The organism is Kiritimatiellia bacterium, from assembly GCA_018001225.1.
In the GTDB taxonomy this organism is placed as follows: Bacteria; Verrucomicrobiota; Kiritimatiellia; order CAIQIC01; family JAGNIJ01; genus JAGNIJ01.
Map to the genome: position 1 here is coordinate 151,835 of JAGNIJ010000001.1, position 19,025 is coordinate 170,859.

A 19,025-nucleotide genomic window follows, 5' to 3' on the forward strand; every position below is an offset into this window, starting at 1 on the left:
AACGATGAACGATGAATGATGAACGATGAACGGTCATTTGAATACGCGAGGCGGCGGCTGGCCGGGTTGAGCCGGGCACTGCTGATCTACGGCCTGCTGCTCGGCGGCGCCGTGGTCTTCGCTTTGCCGTTCGCGTGGATGATCGGGACCAGTTTCAAGGTGGACCGCGAGATCTTCGGCGGCAGGATCACGATCTTGCCCATGCGGCCCGACCCCGTCGCCGCCTCGCCGTACATGGACGCGCGGTACTATCGCGCGCCGGCCGACGCCGACTATCCCCGCGTGCGGCCGGTCATCGAGCAGGCCCTGGCGGAACAGAACGTCGGCCCGGCGGACATCCTCGCGCCCGGACTGCACCAGCGCCTGCAGCAGGTCCTGCCCGCGGCGGACTGGACAAAAACCGACGCCGAACTGGGCGCCGCGGCGCGGGCGCGGCTCACGCCGGAGCTGATCGAGGACGTCCGCGACAACGTCGCGCGCGCGCTGCTGCTCGGCCCCGTCCGCGTCCGCAGCGTCGACCTGCAGGAGGCGGACCTGACCGGGGGCGCGCCGGTCTCGGCGTTCTGGAAGGTGGAGAGCACGATCGCGGCGCGGCTGATGGACGAGACCAACGCCACGCCGCCGGCGGCCGCGCTGAACTACGATTTTGGCAACGAACGTGCCGCGCAGATCACGTTGACCGCGACGCTCGACCTGCCGTTCGCGGCCGACCGGCTGCACCGCGTGACGCTCTTCCTCCGCCCGGACGACTCGTGGCATCCGCTGGAGTTCACGCTGGAGAAGGGCGGGGTGCAATATCGCGGCCGGCGCCCGGAATACCTGGGCAACTTCAACTGGGGCAGCGTCACGCTCCAGGAAGCCGGGCCGGACGACGAGTCCATGAAGATCCGGCTCTGGCTGCCGTACGAGAAGGCGGACGCGGGCCCGCAGTACGAGTCGCGGCCGGACAAGGCGAAGCTGACCGTCGTGATGCGCCGTAACACGCAGGCCGGGGCGTGGTGGGCCAAGGTCCAGCGCAATTACCGGGGCGCGCTGGACTACCTGCCGTTCTGGCGCTACGCGGCGACGAGCGTGTTCCTGGTGATCCTCAACATCGTCGGCAACCTTTTTTCCTGCTCGTTGGTGGCGTACGCCTTCGCGCGGCTGCGCTGGCCGGGCCGCGATCTGTCCTTCGGGATCATGCTGGCGACGATGATGATCCCGCCGCAGGTGACGATGATTCCGTACTTCCTGATCATCAAGTCGCTGGGCTGGTACAACACACTCACGCCGCTCTGGTTCGTCAGCTTCTTCGGCAACGCGTTCAACATCTTCCTCCTGCGCCAGTTCATGAAGGGCATCCCGCGCGACCTCGAGGACGCGGCGAAGATCGACGGCTGCAACGTGTGGCAGATCTACTGGAACGTCATCCTGCCGCTGATCAAGCCCACGCTCGCGTGCATCGCGATCTTCACGTTCATGGGCGTGTGGAACGACTTCATGGGGCCGCTGATCTACTTGAGCGACCAGCGGCTCTACCCGCTCTCGCTGGGCCTCTACGCCTTCAACGTCCAGGCCGGCGGCAACTACGGCATGATGATGGCCGGCTCGCTCATGATGACCCTGCCCGTGGTCGTGATCTTCTTCTTCGCCCAGAAGTACTTCATCCAGGGCGTCACGCTCACGGGGATGAAAGGTTGAGATTGCCGAGCCACCATGAACGCGGTGCCGCCGAATCCCGGGGCAGGGGTTAAACTCCCTGCTCGATCTTGGTCTTGTGGATCACCAGGGAAGGCTGGCCGGCGAGTTCCCGGCAGGCAGCTTGAAAGCGCCGGACCGTGTCGACGCGCGCGTCATCCAAAGAAGACGCCTTCAGGTGGACTTCGCAGGTCAGGCTGTCGCCGGTCGGCAGCTGGTGGGTGAGTTTCACCTTGTACGAGTCGGTCATGGTCTTTCTCTCGTGTGTTCCGTTGTTTATTGCCGCAACCTGAAAAAGCCCATCGGTTCGGTATAAGGCAGGACGGCGTTCGTGCCGTCGCGCCCGGCGACGACGGTCCACTTACCGGTCAGCGAGGGGCTGAACTCCAGGACATGGTCGTTGGCGAGGATGTCCCAGCCCAGTGCGATCTGGCCGTTCTGCAGGCGGGCGGCCAGTTCCGCTTCTTCCACCTCGAACTCGTAGGCCGAGATGCCACCCAGCCAGTTGCTGCACCCCTGTTCCGTGGCGCAGTAGATGCGCCGGCCGTACGGCGTCAGTAGGTCGGCCTTGTTGCCGAAAGGGATATCGTTCGTAGCGGCGGGGAAGACGTTGGTGCCGTCCGTAATGCCGTACCACGCGCCGCAGCCGTTCGGACCGCCTTCGCCGCAGTTGAAATAAACCCGGTCCCGCACGGCAACCATGCCCTTGGGCTTGATGCCGGTCGTGGCGCCGTTGCAGACGAAGAGGCGGGTCAGTGTGCGGCTCGCCGGGTCGAAGAATCCGGCCGCCCCGCTGCCCTTGCCGCCGTTCAGGGTCAGGTCGCCGCCCTCGTCCGTCGTGTAGTACAGGCGGCCGCCGAAGGGCAGCAGGGCCTTGATGCGCGCGCCGTGGTTGCTGGCGTTGAGGTTGACGAGGTTGGTGGCCGTCCCGGCGGCGAGATCGAGCAGGCCGATCGAGCCCGCGCCCTTGCCCGTCTGCTGGGTCGTGTCGCCGCCCTCCCGCGTGCCGAAGTACAGCCGGCCGTCGAACCACACGGGCCGGGCCTCCGGCTTGATGCCAAGCGCGGCATGGAAGCTGACCACCGTGGCGAGCCCGCCTTCGAGCGAATAGCGCATCAGCGCGCCTTGGTTGGACGCCCCGCCGGCCTCCGCGAAGAAGTAGAAACCGTCGCCCAGCAGGAAGGGCGCGCTCTTGGCCGAGGTCGCGTTGGTGAATTCGCAGAGGCGCTCGACGGTATGCGCGGCGAGATCGAAGCGGCCGATATAGCCCAGGTTGGCGGCGCCGCCCTTCTCGGTCACGAACCACAGGCTGTTGCTCATCCGGCAGGCGCCCTTGGCCTTGGTCTCGACGTCGAACTTGTGCCAGGCCGTGACGGTTCGGCCGGCGGGGTCGAATTGCCCCACGTATCCGTAGGCGTACGCGCCGCCCTTCTCGCAGGTGAAGTACAGTTGGCCGTCCACCGGCGCGAACGGGCCCTTGATTTTCGTTTCCTCGGGGAAGCTGAACAGGTTCGTGGGGCCCTCCGCGCGCGCGGTGGCGGCCAGGGCCCCCAGGAGAAGCAGCACTCCGGCTGTTTTCTTCACACCTTCACTCCTTGTCTTGCACGGCTTTTTCCTCCTCCTTGGTGCGCACGCTGTACGCGGCGCCGCTGGGCAGGACGAGGTTCGCGTAGCCGTGGTGCCAATCCTTGGGGCCGTGCTCGCCTTTGGCGATCTTCTCCATGACGGTCAGCGGGTCCTCGGCCTCCCACGGCTTGAACGGGTCGCCGGCGACCAGCTCGCCGCCCTTCGTGAAGAACGTGGCCTTGGCCGTGCCCAGGTCCTTCTTCAGCACGCCCTTGACCTCGTAGCTTTCGCCGCGCCGGGTCCATAGCGGGGCGTCGTCCTTTGCGTCCCCCGAATCCGCGGGGCAGCGGAAGACGCGGACATCGCCTACGTACGGGTACAGCGCGGTCTGGATCCCGTTCCCGATCGTGTTGAGGACGCGGCCTTCCGCCCGGTCGGACGCGGACAGCGTCTTCTTCTTGATCTCGTACTTGGGCGGGAGCAGGCCGGCGTGGTCGGCGGCGTACAGGACGTACCCGACGCACACCTGCCGCAGGTTGGCGAGGCAGGCCTGGCGTTGGGACCGCCACCGGGCCGTCCGGACCTGCACGGTGAGCAGTCCGGTCAGCAGGCCCAGCACGGTGACGACCGTCAGCAGCTCGGTCAGCGTGAACCCGTCCGCGGCGCCGCGCCTCCTCACGGGGTCGCCCTCCCGGCCGGGAGATGGGGATAGAGGGTTCGCATCAGTGCCGGCCAGTTGCCGCGCAGCGTCGCGTACGACTTGCCCAGTTCGCGCAGGGGCTTGTTCAGCAGCTTCAGACCGACGAGCACCGCGGCCAGGTCGCCGAGGGCGATCCGGTCGGGAACGAGCGGCAGTGGCCAGGCGCGCGCGCCGACGATCAGGATCAGCAGCATCACCCATTCGGCCAGACCGAGGAGCGCCTCCATCGCGCCCGTGAGGGTCTCGAGGACGACGAACCGCCGGAGCAGCTTCCGCTGGCGGTGTTTCAGGCCCTCGGATGCGCCCTCCGCGACGTGGGCGGTCACCTCGCAATTCGCTTCCAGCACGCGCCGCTTGGCGCGCTGGAGCAGGGGGGTCAGGAAAAGGGGCCCGAGGACGCCGGGCGCCGCGCTGGCGAGCAGGGCGCCCAGCCAGGCCGGCGCCAGCATCAACTGCCAGCCCGCGACGGCCGCGAGGCGGAACAGGTCGCGCCAGATGTTGGCGTAGAGGGGGGACAGCGCCTTCTTGGCTTCGACGCAGTCATAGACCATGCGCGTCACGTCCTCGGTGGGATTGAGGACCGGCCGCCTCCGCAGCAGGTGTCGCTGCAGGGCAAAGACGACGGTGGACTCGTAGACCTTGCGCGTGACGCGCTCGACCATGCGGAGGAGGGCCAGGCCGAGCGCAATGCCGAGGTAGAGCCCCGTATGCGGAAGCGCCAGCCGGGCAAGGGCTCCGCCGGCCTTCTCCAGGGTCCCGACCGCGTCCCGCGCCACCCACGACAGGCTGGGCTCCGCCACGCTGAAGAGGATCGTCGCGGCCAGCTGCGCCGTGAACCACGCGGGATAGGTCCACAGCACGCGCCATGCATCGCGCAGCAGCACGCGGGAGGTGATGCGCGCGGGCGGTTCCGCGCCGATCTCCCAGGCACAGGGCTTCTCCACGACGGCGACGCTCACCCGGATTCCTTTCCGCTCATACTCCGGTAAGCGTCCAAACCCGTGAAAAGGTTCACGTCCGGCGCGCGGCTGTTCGATGCGGGGGTGAAGGGGCTGCCGGCGTTCTACAATCCGGCCAGCTTTCGCTTGAACTCGTCGAGGATGGCGGTCGTGATGTAGTGGGAGTCCACCTGGTGAATGCGCTGGCCCGCCTGCGTAGCCCGCGCTTTTGTAAGATGGTTCAGGCGCACCAGTTCGAGTAACATTTCCAGGCCCCAGAACACCGTCACCTTATTGGCGTCGCAAAGCTTGTGCAACTTCTGGTCGTTCGACCAGACCGCGCCGTTGTTGTCCCGCGCCACGACGAAGCAGAGCCGATCCTGGCGAGACGGGCCGCCGCGCATGGAAGCTTCTTCGATCTGCTGCATCGTGACTTCTAGAATTTCTATGCCCAGTCCCTGCGCTTCGGCTTCCGTCAGTTGGTCCACTTCTTCCAAGATGTTGCGTGGGACCCGGATGGGCAGGAACTTCGCGGAAACAACCCCGAGAATGTCGCGGCAATCCGCCTTGCAGAAGTCAATCAGCACACACGCATCGGAGATGAGGAGGACCGGTGGGCCTTGATTCAAGGATGAGCCTCCCACTCGGCCAGCAGTTCCCTCGTTTCCCCGATGCTCATCCGGAGCATCTCGGCCGAGCGGCTCACGCTGATCTCGTTCTTGATGAGCGCCTGGCGGACCAGGAGCGCGAAACGGTCCTCGTAGAAGTCGTATTCGTTCAGTCGCACGGGCTCTTCGGCGGGTCGCCGCGGCGACGTGGGAACCAGCGGCTCGGGTTCCCGCTTGTAGTTCAGCTTCCCGCCGGTCCGTTGCTCGAAAGCGGTCTTGAACTGCCAGAATATCTTCCTCTTGTCCGCCAGCCCGGTTTCGCACAGGCGGTAGAGCACCGTCATCCAGCTCACGCGGAACGTCCGCTTGGTTTTCAGCACGCGGTCAACCCAGTGCAGGCCCATGTTCCGATCCCATTCCGCCTTGAAGGCATCCTGCGGCATCAGGAAATGGGAGGCGAAAAGATCCGCCTCTCTTTCCTGCCGGGCATCCTCTTTTTCGACCTCGGGGTTGAACGAATCCTGGTGAAGAAGCAGGTGGCCCAGTTCGTGAGCGGCCGTGAATATCTGGCGTTCAACAGGAATGGGTTCCGCCGCGTTTACGGCAACGGCCGGACCGCCGTCGTCGGCGCCAACGGAGAAGCCAAACAGCCCCTTGATATGCGACTGGACGATCCGGACCTTCACCCCGCCTTGCTCCAGAACGTCGCATACGTTGGGCACGCAATCTTCGCACGAAATGCCGAAATTATCGCGTCGTACACTCTCCGCGAACCGGGCAATGTCCGCGGGCTTTCGGCTCGCAGGCTCAATGCGCACCTTTGGGCGCTCTTTCAGCATGTCCTCCAACTCGTTGAAATCAGCAACCCATTCCAGCGTATCAACAATCAACTGCTGGCGTTCGGCCCGCTCCTGGGCCGTGAGCGTGCTGTGCGCGCGAAAACGGAGCGTCTTTGGCTCCGGGGTCTTGGCGACCAACGCAAACACGTCCGTCGCAAGGGCGCGGGCTATCGCATCCAGCGTTGCAACGCGCGGCTCCGCCTTCCCGGTCTCGATGGCGCGGTACGCGACCCGGCTGATCCCGGCTTTTGCCGCCGCTTTCTCTTGCGTCATTTTCCGGATGGTTCGGAATCGCCGCAGGTTAATGGCAATCGAGTTGTTCATGTTCCCCTCTTAACGGTAGACTACGCTAACTTGTCATTTTGTAAATAATTATTATTAATGAAAAGTAAGGCTCGAGTGAAAAGGCATTCCGGTCCGTTTTCTTGAGCGCACAGGAAGAAGCTTCTTTTTCGACCAGAAGTACCTCATCCAGGGCGTCACGCTCACGGGGATGAAAGGTTGAGATTGCCGAGCCACCCTCCCGGGTGGTAGCGTGGAATTCTATCGTTAAATCCCGTTGCGGGAGTGGAGGTTGGAATGAAGCGGATGCTTGGCCCCTGCCTGATCCTTGTCCTGTTCTTCGGCCTGGCCGCCCCGGCGCAGGTCCCGTCCCTGATCAACTACCAGGGCCGGCTCATCAGTGGCACGAACCTTTACTCCGGAAGCACTGCGATCGTGTTCCGGCTGTACGGGTCCCTCCTGGGCGCGGACGTGCAGTATGTCGAGACGCAGACCGTGACCGTGGTGGACGGCCTGTACTCCACCCGGTTCGGGGGGATTCCCGATTACGGGACCCTGGCCGCGGCCCTGACCAACCAGCCGCTCTTCCTCGAGGTCCAGGTGGGCGGAGCGGTGCTGACGCCCCGGGAACGCGTCGCGGCCGTGGCGTATGCCGTGGTGGCCGAGGGCGTGGAACCCGGAGCCATCACCAGCAGCATGCTCGCCGATGACGCGGTGACCAGCAACAAGATCGCGAACAACACCATCACGGGAGCCAAGATCGTCAACAACTCCCTGACCAGCGATGACCTGGCCGCCGGGGCCGTGGACACGGACGAACTCGTGGACGGGGCGGTGACCTGGTGGAAACTGCAGGACGGCGGCTACTGGCGGCTGGCCGGCAACGCCGGCACGACGAGCGACACGCATTTCATCGGGACCACGGACGACCAGGCGCTGAACTTCAAGGTGAACGGCTCGCGCGCGTTTCGCCTCGTGCCGAACGCGAGCGGTCCCTCCGTGATCGGCGGGAGCGAAGCCAATACGAACGTGAACTCGATGTACGGCGTGACCATCGCGGGAGGCGGCACGGCCGTGTTTCCGAACCGGGCTGGCGGCTCCCATTCCACCATTAGCGGCGGGTATGGAAACGAGATTGATACCACCCTGGCTGTGATCGGGGGTGGCTACCTCAACGCCGTGCGGAGTCTGGCGTCGGCAGGCGTCATCGGCGGCGGCGAGTATAATGCCATCAGCAATAGCTCTCCGTTTGCCGTGATCGGGGGCGGATTCGGCCACAGCATTGGAACAAACTCCTATTATGCCACCATCGCCGGAGGCCGCGGGAATACGGTGGCAGGGTATGCCTCGCTTATCAGCGGCGGGTCGAACAATATGGTGAAAGGAAGCAGTTCGGTGGTCGGAGGGGGGGAAGACAACACGGCGATTGCGGACCGCAGCGTGGTGGGTGGGGGGGCGTCCAACGTGATGTCCAACGCCTGGGCGTGCGTCATCGGCGGGGGCGTGGGCAATACCATTATCGCGCCGTACGGGTCTGAATACTCCACGATCGCGGGGGGTTGGGGCGGCCGGATCGAGAACTCGGCCGACTATGCCACCATCGGCGGAGGAGAGGGCAACCTTGTGTCGAATCAGTATGCCACCATCGCCGGCGGCTGGCGAAACGTGGCCCGGGGCCAGAGTTCCACCGTCGGCGGAGGCAGCTTCAACGATGCCCGGGGATTTGACGCCGCCGTCGCGGGGGGAAGAAATAACGCGGCGCGCGAGGATTACGCCTTCGTGGGCGGGGGTCGGGACAACCAGGTAAGCAACGAATACAGCGCCATCACGGGTGGACGGACCAACAGGATTTTGGCTGCTCCGTATTCGTTCATCGGTGGGGGGAGTGACAACATCGGGCGGGACGAGTCCTACATCGTGATCGGCGGGGGAAATCGCAATGACGCCCTCGCGCGGTTCGCCACGATCGCCGGCGGGACCCGGAATGTCGCGGGCGGCACGGCCTCGTTTGTCGGCGCCGGGACCAACAACCAGGCGGTGGGCGCCTTCTCCGCCGTCGCGGGCGGTCGGGGCAACCTGGCCAATGCCGAGGGCGCGACCGTTTCGGGCGGGTCCGGCAACGGCGCGGATGCCCTGTCGTTTGTGGGCGGCGGCGCCGGAAACCTGGCGGCGGGGCGGGCCGGGGTCATCGGCGGCGGGTCCAACAATGCCGTGGTGGCCGGTGCGGACTACAGCGCCATCGGCGGCGGCGTGAACAACCAGGTCGGCGGCGACTACGCGACCATCCCGGGCGGCCGCGACAACCAGGCGAGCAACGCCTATTCCTTTGCTGCCGGCCGGCGCGCCAAGGCGACCAATGACGGGTCGTTCGTGTGGGGCGATTCCATAGACATGGATGTGGGTTCCCGCGGCGCCAACTCGGTGACGTTCCGCTGCGACGGCGGGGTCAGCTTCCAGAACTTCGACGAAAGCTCGTACGCGAGATGGACGCCGGGCGCCGGGAGCTGGTCCATCGTGAGCGACCGGGCCCTGAAGGAGAACATCGCGCCGGTGGACGGCCGCGACGTGCTGGAAAAAGTGGCGGCCCTGCCCATCGCGGAATGGAACTACAAGGGCTACGCGCAGCGCAACATCGGCCCCATGGCGCAGGATTTCCACGCCCTCTTCCCGTTCGAGGGCAGCACCGATACCTCGCTGAACTCCGGCCATCTCGACGGCGTGGCCCTCGCGGCCATCCAGGGTCTGTACGGCCTGGTGAAGGATCTCCAGGCCGAAAATGAACAGCTCAAAGGCGAGCTGGCCGCCCTCCGCGCCCGGATCTCCACCGCCGAAGACCGCGACTGACGTCAGCCATCCTTCAGGAAATCCAGCACCTCGGCCGGGTGCGTGGCGGCGTCCGCGACCTTGGGCCAGTGCTTGAGGACCTTGCCGTCGGGGCCGATGACGACCGTCGAACGGATCGTCCCCTCGACCGGCTTGCCGTACATCAGCTTCCTGCCCCACGCGCCGTAGGCCTTCATGACCGCCAGGTCCGGGTCGGAGAGCAGGGTGAAGGGCAGCTTGAAGTCCTTGATGAACCGGTCGTGCGCGGCGAGGCTGTCCCGGCTGACGCCGAGCACGACGGCGTCGCGCTTCGCGAATTCCTTTTTCAGGTCGCGAAATCCGCAGGCCTCCTTCGTGCAGCCGGGCGTGTTGTCCCTCGGGTAGAAATACAGGACCACCGTCCGCCCCGCGTAGTCCTTCAAAGCGTGCGTCTTTCCGTCCGAGCCCTTCAAGTTGAATACCGGCGCCCTCTTGCCTGCGAGTGTTTTCATGGTGTGGATCCTTTCGCGCCCACTATAGCCCGCGTCGCGCGGTTTTCCAGCAGGCGGGTCGGAACCCTACCGTGTTTTGGCGGCGCGGCGCTCCATGGCCAGGGCCCGGACCTCCGGGTCGAGTTCGTCCAGGATGCGCGCGAAGTCCGCGTCGCCCGCGGTGTCGCCGAGGATGACGGAGAGCAGGTTATCCGCCGCGCGCCGGGTCGCCAGGTCGGCGGTGAAGGGCGGGGAAAGCCAGGCGTCCAAGGTGCGGTCCGGATCGTATCCCGCCGCGGCGATCCCCCGCCGCGCCGCGCGGGACGCGGCGACGGCGTAGGGCAGCCCGGGGCTCTCGGCCTCGAGTTCCCGGGTCGCCCGGCTGCTGGCCTCCTGGAATCGCTCCAGGTCCGGCGCGGCCAGCGGCATGACGGAGGACCCGGCCGGGGCCGGCGCCATTTCGGGTGATATGACCGTTTTGCTCGACGGCGCGGCGGGTATTTCGGGTGACATGACCGATTGGCTCGATGCCGCGGCGGGGCGCGGCGCCTCCCGCCGTGCCAGGAACCACACGACCGCGGCAAGCCCGATAACCAGGATCACCAGTCCCTTGCGGGACGCTGGATGGAGCGCGGCCATGACGCGTCAGGGCAGGAAGACCCGCGAGCGGAAATGAACGGGCGTGCCGAGGTCGTTGGTGATGGTGATGCTCAAACTGCCGCCGTCGGCCTCGCCGGACCGGTTGTACCCGAGGGGCGTCCACGTCCCTTCCGCGAGGTCGCTGCAATACGAGATGTCGTAGAGGCGGCTGTTCGTCGTGGGCGCGCCGATTTCCACCGTGAACGGGCCCGCGCCGGGAGCGCCTGCGACGCCCAGCCGGGCGAAGAACGAGCCGCCGTTGGTGGGATGGGTGTCGGACCAGTACTCCTGCAGGTTGCTGAACCCGTCGGCGTCCCGGTCGTCGTCGTCGCCGGAGTTCAGCCCTGTGAGCTGGTACCGGTCGCGCCAGTCCTGCGGGATCTGGCTGGCGGTGCCCTCGCGCACGATCTGCACGACCACGCTGGTCGAGGGGCCGGACCCGGCGGCGCCGAGGCGCGTCAAACGGTTGAAGAAGAAGTCGTAGTCCGACCCCGCGCCCGCGTTGTAGTTCCAGGCCCGGAACACGGCGATGGACTGGTCCGCGGCGGTGATGAGGCTGCCGGTGTTCGTGCGCGTGGTGCTGCCGTACGGGGTGATCCGCGCGCGGAAGGTGGTCGGGCTGGTCAGCGTGAATTCCACGTCCAGCCCGGCGGACGTCCAGCCGACGTCGGTGGTCGTGCTGCTCATGCTGTAGAAGGTGTCGCCGCCGTTGAAGAAGAACTCCCACAGGGTCGTGCCGGCCGCGTTCTGCAGGGCCACCCCGGTGCCGCTGCCCGTGTTGATGAACCCGTTGTCCATCCGCACCGAGACGGTCTGGCCGACCGCCAGCGCGTTGGTCAGCAGGCGCTTGGCCTCGGACAGGTTGCCGCTGTTGGCGTACAGGCCCCACGCCGGCGCGCCGATGTTCACGGTCCCATGGTTGGCCATGAACCGCCCGTTCTCGCTCGAGTTGCCCGAGCTGGTGTAGAACTGCCACGCGCCCCAGCCGGAGCCGCCGTTGTCGGACAGGTCCCACGCGTCGTTGTACACGGCGTTCGTGCCGTCATCCGTCGCCAGCACCGCGCTGCCCGCGTTCGTGGCGGAGACGACGATCCGGTTGGTCCCGACGCCGAGCCCGATGTCGGCGAGGGACCACGAGAACCCGATGGCGCCCGTGCCGGTCGCGCCGGTCAGCTGGTTGCTCCACGCGAGGCCGGCCCAGTTGAGCGCGTTGGCCACGCCCTGCAGGGTATAGTTGGTGGTGCCCTCGGCCACCGCGATCGCGGACGGCGGATTCGTGACCAGCAGGTCCGGCGGCAGGGGCTCGTTATCGAGAATCGTGACCGTCTGCTGGCTTGGCGCGCCGAGTTCGGCCCCGACGACCCCGCTCAACGAGGCCGAGAAGGTCTCGCTGCCCTCGTAGCTGCCGTCGTCCGCGAGGACCACGTCGAAGTACTTGTTCGCCAGGTCGCCGGCCGCCCACTGGAGCGTGCCGTTCGTCGCGGTGTAGTCCGAGCCCGCGGCGGCCGTGCCGTTGGCCGTGGCGAAGGCGACGCTGACCGCGCCCGTGGCCGCGCCGGTGCGGTTCGCGTACACCCGCACGCTGCCCGCGTTTTCCGCGGCCGAGTTCGTGGCCGCGGTGAACTGTAGCGTGTCGCCGACGTCGCCGAAGCTCACCCGCAGCGCGGCGGCCGCGCCCGTGTCCGGCAGCTTGATGCCGATCCGGCCCTCGCCGGTGATCAGCCAGCCCTGGGCGCCCGCGCCGAAGTTGGCCAGTTGCGCGAGCGGCGCGCCGTTCAGGGTTACGCCGTGGACGACCGAGGTCCCGGGGTTGTAGCAGTAAACATAAAAATCGCGGGTTCCCGTGCTGTACGTGCCCTGCTTGGCCTCGATGGTGAAGTCCCACGCCGCGGCCGTGCGCGCGCTGACCATCCGGCGCCGGCTGTACTCGCCGCCCAGGTAGTCCCACGTCTCGCCGTCGTCCTCGTGCAGCGTGAACTCGCTCGTGCCGCTGGGCCAGCAGTTGATGTCCATCCAGCCGGGCTGGCTCTGGTTGGCGTACTGCATGGACGCGCTCATGGGAATGATGGCGCCGGACCGGACAAACAGGGGCGCCTTGCCCAGCGGGGCGCTGACGGTGACCGTCTGGCCGCCGGCGTACTTGTCCCCGGACGGCGAGCTGTTGGGCGAGCCGGACGGCCAGTAGTACCACTCCAGGCCCGGCGCGTAGGGCAGGTAGACCGTGCGGGTGGACGCGCCCTCGTTGTAGATCGGCGCCGACAGGATGAAGTCGCCGACCAGGAACTCGTAATCGCTCAAGCCGTACGTGTTGGCGTCGGCGGAGTAATCGAACACGGGCGGAACGTTCATCGGCTCGCCGGTCTGGGTGGACTCGTAGGCCAGGGTGTACAGGTAGGGCATCAGCCGGTAGCGCAGCTTGATGAGGTCGCGCATCTGGCTCTTGTAGGGCTCGCTGTAGCGCCACGGCTCGCGGTCGGCCGAGTTCTCGTTGGCGTGGTTGCGGAAGAACGGCGTCAGGCAGTTGAACTCGGTGGAGCGCACCATCAGCTCGGCCGACGGCGTGCCGGAGAAGCCGCCCACGTCGTTGCCGTACCAGGCCGCGCCCGCGATCATCGCGCCCATGCCGAACCGGATCGTCGCCCGCTGGTAGAACCAGTTGGCGGCCGTGTCGCCGCTCCAGCTTACCCCGTACCGCTGCAGGCCGGCGTTGCCGGACCGGCTCAACACGAACGGCCGCTTGTTCGCATCCTTCGCCAGCATCGTGTTGTAGCTCTGCCGGGCGCAGCGCAGCCCGAAGTAGTTGCGCTCGTTGGACCACCACCGCCGCGAGTCGGTGCTCGAGGTGCCGAACTTGCCGTCCAGCCACAGCAGGCCGTTGTACGGGATCCCGTCGCCGCCCTCGGGTTCGGTCAGATCGTTCCAGATGCCGGAGAAGGCGATGCTGTTGTACCAGCTCACGATCCGGGTCTGCCACCAGGTGTTCATCGGCGTGCTGCTGTAGTCGAACCACGAGACCGCGCCGGTGTAGATGTTGCGGGTGACGGTGCTCCCGCCGTTGTCCTTGATGAAATGCATGTTGTTGTTGGCGTCCGTGTAGTGGGCCGTGTCGCCCGGCTGGAGCCACGGCTCGATCAGCGGCACCACCTTCACGCCCCGCGCGTTGCAGTAGTTGACCATGCCCGCCGGGTCGGCGTAGCGGGAGTTGAACGCGAGCTGCCGGATCTGGCCGTCGCCGATGTTGCCGTCCGCGTTCGCGTCCATGTAGTCGAGGTCGAGGTACACGGCGTCGAGCGGGATGTCCTCCACCGTGGCCTGGTTGGCGATGTACTCGACCCACGCCTGGTTGTCGTACGAGAAGCGCGAGAGGTGGTGGCCGAGGCCCCACTTCGGCAGCATGGTCGGGCGGCCGGTCAGCTCGGAGAAGCGGTCGATGACCTTGGGCATGCTGTGCGAGGCGCCGCCGCCGATGAAGAAGTAATCCATGCGCCCGTCGCCAGCCTCGAACGAGTAGCGGGTCTCGCCCGAGACATTGAACTTGAACAGCGGCCGGCAGGGGTTGTTGAAGAACACGCCGTACACGAAGGCCGGGTTGCCGCCGGCCGCCGGCTGGACGCCGTAGAAGAATGGGATGTTCATGTAGGTCGGGTTCTGGTACTCGCCCCAGTTGAACGTGCCGGTGTTCCAGCAGTCGATCTCGCGGCCGCGCCGGTTCATCGGGCCGCCGTACTCGCCCAGGCCGAAGTAGGCCTGCCCGCTCGGCATGATCTTCTGGCACTTCAGCTTCGAGGAGCCCGTGCCGCGCTGGCCGGTGTAGCTGTACCCCGCGTCGTACTCCATGAAGTCTTCCTGCAGCAGGTAGAACCCGCTCTTGTCCTTGAAGTGAATCTTGAGCGGCGTCTTCTCCACCTCGATGTCCAGTTGGCTGGTCTGGATCACGTACTTCGAGCCCTGGTCGCTGATCGTCGCGCCGGCGGAGGTCCAGTCGGCCAGCGGCTTGGCGATCATCGGCTGGTCCGTCTCGAACGGGCCGACCCAGTGGTAATCCACCCGGACCACGTCCGCCGCGAACGGGGTGACCTCGACCGAGCCCCCGCCGCTCAACGCGAACGAGGCGGTGATGTTGCCGGAGGGGCTGTTCGTGGTCAGCGTCAAGCCCGTGACGTTGCCGGCCGAAGTCGCCGCCCGGGCCGGCGAAAGCCCGACGGTCATCGGGGCCGTGGCCGCCAGGAGCAAGAGCAGTCGTCGCCCGCGGCCGGCAAACGGCGAGAGGTTGAAGCGACGCGTATTCCTGGTCATAAATGGCCTCTTTTTAGGGGCGACCGCCCGCCCGCGACCCATGCAAACTTCATTACAGTACAAACAAGCCGGAATTAAGTTAAGCGTTTTAATATTAATATTTTTGTGGGGGCGAGGGGCTGTGCGTCAGGGTGCCGGGCGAGCCGTTTACGGCCTCGATAGAACGACATTGTCCGGCGTGAAGAGCTGCCGGTCGGGGCCGGCGGACCGGTGTTCCGTTAAAGTACGGACGGGCGCCTACCGGAAGAACAGCGGGCTGAAGTAGACCCAGAAGACGAGGATGAGGGCGCCGAGCAGGATGCTCAACCCGAGGTTCATCCGGGATACCGGTTCCGCCCCGCGCGCGGCGGCCGGCGGCGGGAAGACCGCGAGGTTCTTTTCCGTCGGCGGCGGGCCGGCGAGGCTGACGCCCACGAGGACCGCGCCGGAGACGAGGAACAGGATCACGGCGAAGTGGAGGAAGTTGACGCTCGCGTAGGCCTTGAGCCAGGCGCGGTCGTTGATCCAGGCCCAGCCGCTCTTCATCCCGAGCTCGGTGACGAACCGGAACGCGCCGAGCGCGAAGCCCGCCAGCAGGGCGGCGAGCGCGCCCCGGCCGTTCATGCGGCGCCACAGCAGGCCGAGCAGGAACACCACGGCGATCGGCGGCGAGATGTAGGCCTGCACGGACTGGAGGTAGACATAGAGCTGGCTGCTCATCCGGCCGATGAACGGCAGCCACAGCACGCCGACGACCACGAGCGCGACGGTCGCGAGCTGCCCGGCGCGCACGAGCTCCTTCTGCGAGGCCTGCGGCCGAAGGTGGTGGTAGAAATCCATCACGGCCAGGGTCGAGCTGCTGTTGAAGACGCTGGAGAGCGAGCTCATCAGGGCCGCCAGCAGCGCGGCGACGACCAGGCCCTTCACGCCGGACGGCAGGAGGTTTTCCACCATGGTCGCGTACATGTTATCCGGCGCGGTCCCCGGGAACAGCCGCGCGCCCGCGAGGCCGGGCAGGACCAGGATGAAGACCGGCAGGATCTTCAGAAACCCCGCGAAAATCGTCGCGCGTCGCGCGTCGGCCAGGTGGCGGGCGGCGAGGGTGCGCTGCACGATCATCTGGTCCGTACACCAGTACCAGACGCCGAGGATCGGCGCGCCGAAGAGGATGCCGGTCCAGGGGAAGTCGGCGTCCTGGAGGCTTTTCCACACGGAGAAGAACGAGGCGGGCAGCCGCTCGGTGAGGCCGGCGAAGCCGCCGATTTCGGGCCGGGCCATGGCGACGGCGGTCAGCACGATGCCGCCGCCGATCAGGATGCCGGCCTGGAGAAAGTCGGTGTAGATCACCGCGCGCAGGCCGCCGAAGGCGGTATAGAGCCCGGTCGCGGCCAGCAGGACGATGGCGCCGACGTACATGTTCCAGCCCAGGATCGTGCGCAGGACCAGCGCGCCGGCGTACACCGCGACGCTGACCTTGGTGAAGACGTAGGCGATCAGCGAGATGGCCGAGAGGTAGTTGCGGCAGCTCCGGTTGTAGCGGCGCTCGAGGAATTCCGGCATCGTGAACACGCCGGTCCGCAGGTAGAAGGGCACGAAGAACCAGCCGAGCAGCAGCAGGATGAAGCAGGCGAGCCACTCGAACTGGCCGACCGCCAGGCCGCTGGCCGCGCCGCTGCCGGCCAGGCCGATGAAGTGCTCCGCCGAGATGTTCGACGCGAAGAGGCTGGCCCCGATCGCCATCCAGCCGATGCTCCCGCCGCCAAGGAAGTAGGCTTTCGCGTCCGCGCGGCCCTTGCGGCTCGAGGCCCAGCCGATCAGCCCGACGACGACGAAATAGCCCAGCAACACCACGATATCCAGCATCGACAGTTTGCCCAGCATGCCGTCCTCCGTGTTGAGGCCCAGCATGTTGCAATAGCGGAGCAAAAACAAGTCCGGCGGCCGGTTTTCTGAACCCGCGGTTGACTCGGGCCCCCCGCGGATGGCACCATGAACCCCGGACGTCGGGGCGAAAATCAGGAGAACGGGATGCCGGACCGCCGGATGGAAGGGCTGGAGAGTTACCTGCTGACGGTCATCGAGGACCGCCGGCCCGGCCGCTTTCCCGCCTTCCTGCGCTTTCTGCTCAAGCAGCTATCCCTGCTTTTCGCGGTGATCGTTCAAGTTCGCCTGTGGCTTTACATCCGGGGTCTCTTCCGGCACCACACACTCGGTTGCCAGGTCATCAGCGTCGGCAACCTGACCGTCGGCGGGACGGGCAAGACCCCCGTGGTCGAAATTTTCGCCCGCTCGCTCCAGCGCCAGGGCCGCAATGTCGCCATCTTGAGCCGCGGCTACAAGCGCGACAAGCCGCCCTTCCTCACCCGGTTGGCCCGCCGGTTTAGCTTTCGCAAGGATGCCGCCCCGCCGCTGGTCGTCTCCGACGGGCAGCGGCTTCTCCTCGACTCCACCACGGGCGGCGACGAGCCGTACCTGCTGGCCTCGAACCTGCCGAACGTCAAGGTGCTGGTGGACAAGGACCGCGTGAAGGCCGGCCGCTACGCCATCGAGAAACTGGGCTGCGACACGCTACTGCTGGACGACGGGTTCCAGTACCTGCGCCTCAAGCACTGGGCGGATATCGTGCTCGTAGACAGAACCAACCCGTTCGGCAACAAGCGGTTGCTCCCGCGCGGCATCCTGCGCGAGCCCATCCGAAACATCAAGCGGGCCTCGTTCATCTTCATCACCAAGTCCACCGGCGACGGCGCGCCGGAACTGCGCAAGACCCTCCGCGAGCTTAATCCCAAGGCGGAAATCATCGAGTGCCGGCACTGCCCGCGGCACCTGCGGGACGTGTACACGGGCGAGAAGAAGGAACTCGATCACCTGCGCGGCCTGGAGGTCGGCGCGGTCTCGGGCATCGCGGTGCCCAAGGGGTTCGAGGACGAATTGGTCCGCCTCGGCGCGAAGGTGCTCTACCACAAACGTTACGCCGACCATCACCGGTACACCCAGCAGGAAATCCTCGACGCGATCAACCGGAGCCTTCAGAAGGGCGCGAAGGCGATCGTGACGACCGAGAAGGACGCGGTCCGGTTCCCGATGATCGAGCGACGCGACCTGCCCATCTACTTCCTGCGGGTGGAGATCGAGCTGTTGAGCGGCGAGGAGGATTTCCATGCCTGCATCTCCCGCATCTGCTTCAAGTAACGCCGGCGGCGTCCTGGTCTGCGTCCCCAACTGGGTGGGTGACGGCATCATGGCGATGCCCGCCCTTCAGGAGTTCCGGAGACGGAATCCCGGCGCGCGGATCGTGCTGCTGGTGAAGCCGGCGATGCGCCCGCTCTGGGCCATGCACGAGGTGGCAGACGCGCGGGTGGAGTTGCAGGCCGGGCTCCGGCCCGCCGTGAATTCGGTCGTCGCCGCGCAGTGCGAGCGGGCCGTCATCCTGCCGAACTCGTTTCGCTCGGCCTTGATTCCGTGTCTTGCCGGAATCCCGGAGAGACGCGGGCGGCCGGGCCACTGGCGGCGGTGGCTGCTGACGGACGTTGTCGAGCCGGCCCGCGGTCCCGCGCGGGAGCACCAGGTCTACGAGTACCTGGATCTCCTCGCGCCGGGGACGCCGACGGCCGGCTACGACCCGCCGCGCCTGCGGGTTCCGGACGCCGCGCGCGAGGCGGCCCGGTCCCGGTTGGCGGATCTCCCCGCGCCGAGGGTGGCGCTGCTGCCGGGCGCGGCGCGGGGGCCGTCGAAGCAATGGCCGGCGGCTCATTTCATCGAACTGGGCCGGCGCCTGGCCGAACAGCCCGGCGCGCGGCTGGTCGTCCTCGGCAGCGCCCGGGAGGCGGAGTTGTGCGGCCGCGTCGCGGGCGGCATCGGGCCGGCAGCGCGCAGCCTGGCGGGGGAAACGTCCATGGCCGACTGGGCCGCGCTGATCGAGGCCTGCGACCTGGTGGTCTGCAACGACAGCGGCGGCGCGCACGTTGCGGCGGCCGTGGGCCGGCCGGAAGTCGTGATCTTCGGCATGACCGATCCGGCGCGCACCGCGCCCCTTGGCGCCCGCTGCCGGGTCATCCGGGCGGAGGGCCCGTGCTCGCGCGACATCGCCCGCGACGACCCGGAAGCGATAAAAAAACTGGCCTCGATCACGCCGGAACGGGTATATCAGGCCGCGCTGGAGTGCCTGGCGGGCCGATGACCGTGCCCCGCTCCGGGAACGGGAAACC

General features: G+C 66.8%; 14 protein-coding genes. 4 read left to right on the plus strand and 10 right to left on the minus strand.

The window, feature by feature from the left end:
• Positions 1-15 precede the first annotated feature (15 nt).
• The gene (locus KA248_00640) at positions 16-1,680 is read left to right on the plus strand and encodes a carbohydrate ABC transporter permease (GenBank protein ID MBP7828400.1); all 1,665 of its coding nucleotides are present in this window, start codon (positions 16-18) and stop codon (positions 1,678-1,680) included.
• A gap of 49 nt (positions 1,681-1,729) precedes the next feature.
• Here the strand turns inward: KA248_00640 and KA248_00645 are convergent, their stop codons facing one another.
• The 6 genes from KA248_00645 to KA248_00670 form a co-directional block, all read right to left on the minus strand.
• Positions 1,730-1,927, minus strand: coding sequence for a hypothetical protein (locus tag KA248_00645; GenBank protein ID MBP7828401.1), 198 nt, complete (start codon positions 1,925-1,927; stop codon positions 1,730-1,732).
• A 26-nt stretch (positions 1,928-1,953) separates the two neighbouring features.
• Positions 1,954-3,261 (minus strand): hypothetical protein, encoded by a 1,308-nt coding sequence (locus KA248_00650; GenBank protein ID MBP7828402.1) that lies wholly within the window; start codon positions 3,259-3,261, stop codon positions 1,954-1,956.
• 4 nt (positions 3,262-3,265) lie between these two features.
• Positions 3,266-3,922 carry a prepilin-type N-terminal cleavage/methylation domain-containing protein gene (locus tag KA248_00655; GenBank protein MBP7828403.1) on the minus strand — a complete coding sequence of 219 codons (657 nt, stop codon included), beginning with the start codon at positions 3,920-3,922 and terminating at the stop codon, positions 3,266-3,268.
• The gene (locus KA248_00660) at positions 3,919-4,902 is read right to left on the minus strand and encodes an ABC transporter ATP-binding protein (GenBank protein ID MBP7828404.1); all 984 of its coding nucleotides are present in this window, start codon (positions 4,900-4,902) and stop codon (positions 3,919-3,921) included. Before KA248_00660 ends, KA248_00655 begins: the two co-directional genes overlap by 4 nt.
• A gap of 104 nt (positions 4,903-5,006) precedes the next feature.
• A complete protein-coding gene (locus KA248_00665; GenBank protein ID MBP7828405.1) occupies positions 5,007-5,468 on the minus strand; it encodes a hypothetical protein in 462 nt (153 codons plus the stop codon).
• A gap of 38 nt (positions 5,469-5,506) precedes the next feature.
• Positions 5,507-6,652, minus strand: coding sequence for an ImmA/IrrE family metallo-endopeptidase (locus tag KA248_00670; GenBank protein MBP7828406.1), 1,146 nt, complete (start codon positions 6,650-6,652; stop codon positions 5,507-5,509).
• Positions 6,653-6,907: 255 nt separating this feature from the next.
• Here KA248_00670 and KA248_00675 point away from each other — a divergent pair, with 255 nt between their 5' ends.
• On the plus strand, positions 6,908-9,454 hold the full coding sequence (locus tag KA248_00675; GenBank protein MBP7828407.1) for a tail fiber domain-containing protein: 2,547 nt from the start codon (positions 6,908-6,910) through the stop codon (positions 9,452-9,454).
• A gap of 2 nt (positions 9,455-9,456) precedes the next feature.
• On the opposite strand, the gene KA248_00680 is transcribed toward KA248_00675, so the two are convergent.
• The 4 genes from KA248_00680 to KA248_00695 all read right to left on the minus strand — a co-directional run bounded on the left by KA248_00680 (position 9,457) and on the right by KA248_00695 (position 16,686).
• The gene (locus KA248_00680; GenBank protein MBP7828408.1) at positions 9,457-9,924 is read right to left on the minus strand and encodes a peroxiredoxin; all 468 of its coding nucleotides are present in this window, start codon (positions 9,922-9,924) and stop codon (positions 9,457-9,459) included.
• A 66-nt stretch (positions 9,925-9,990) separates the two neighbouring features.
• Complete coding sequence (locus KA248_00685; protein MBP7828409.1) at positions 9,991-10,542, minus strand: hypothetical protein; 552 nt, start codon at positions 10,540-10,542, stop codon at positions 9,991-9,993.
• Positions 10,543-10,548: 6 nt separating this feature from the next.
• Positions 10,549-14,838, minus strand: a complete 4,290-nt coding sequence (locus KA248_00690; GenBank protein MBP7828410.1) for a DUF4968 domain-containing protein — start codon at positions 14,836-14,838, stop codon at positions 10,549-10,551.
• 237 nt (positions 14,839-15,075) lie between these two features.
• Positions 15,076-16,686 carry a sodium:solute symporter gene (locus KA248_00695; protein MBP7828411.1) on the minus strand — a complete coding sequence of 537 codons (1,611 nt, stop codon included), beginning with the start codon at positions 16,684-16,686 and terminating at the stop codon, positions 15,076-15,078.
• 159 nt (positions 16,687-16,845) lie between these two features.
• On the opposite strand from KA248_00695, the gene lpxK reads away from it, so the two are divergent.
• Together lpxK and waaF are read left to right on the plus strand one after the other, a co-directional pair.
• A complete protein-coding gene (gene lpxK, locus KA248_00700) occupies positions 16,846-18,009 on the plus strand; it encodes a tetraacyldisaccharide 4'-kinase (protein ID MBP7828412.1) in 1,164 nt (387 codons plus the stop codon).
• Positions 17,978-18,997 carry a lipopolysaccharide heptosyltransferase II gene (gene waaF / locus KA248_00705; GenBank protein MBP7828413.1) on the plus strand — a complete coding sequence of 340 codons (1,020 nt, stop codon included), beginning with the start codon at positions 17,978-17,980 and terminating at the stop codon, positions 18,995-18,997. Before lpxK ends, waaF begins: the two co-directional genes overlap by 32 nt.
• Positions 18,998-19,025: the final 28 nt, after the last annotated feature.

Coding starts and splice junctions, on each gene's coding strand:
- waaF (MBP7828413.1), top strand. CDS start 17,978: ATGCCTGCATCTCCCGCATCTGCTTCAAGTAACGCCGGCGGCGTCCTG.
- KA248_00670 (MBP7828406.1), bottom strand. CDS start 6,652: ATGAACAACTCGATTGCCATTAACCTGCGGCGATTCCGAACCATCCGG.
- KA248_00685 (MBP7828409.1), bottom strand. CDS start 10,542: ATGGCCGCGCTCCATCCAGCGTCCCGCAAGGGACTGGTGATCCTGGTT.
- KA248_00690 (MBP7828410.1), bottom strand. CDS start 14,838: ATGACCAGGAATACGCGTCGCTTCAACCTCTCGCCGTTTGCCGGCCGC.
- KA248_00680 (MBP7828408.1), bottom strand. CDS start 9,924: ATGAAAACACTCGCAGGCAAGAGGGCGCCGGTATTCAACTTGAAGGGC.
- KA248_00645 (MBP7828401.1), bottom strand. CDS start 1,927: ATGACCGACTCGTACAAGGTGAAACTCACCCACCAGCTGCCGACCGGC.
- KA248_00675 (MBP7828407.1), top strand. CDS start 6,908: ATGAAGCGGATGCTTGGCCCCTGCCTGATCCTTGTCCTGTTCTTCGGC.
- lpxK (MBP7828412.1), top strand. CDS start 16,846: ATGCCGGACCGCCGGATGGAAGGGCTGGAGAGTTACCTGCTGACGGTC.
- KA248_00640 (MBP7828400.1), top strand. CDS start 16: ATGATGAACGATGAACGGTCATTTGAATACGCGAGGCGGCGGCTGGCC.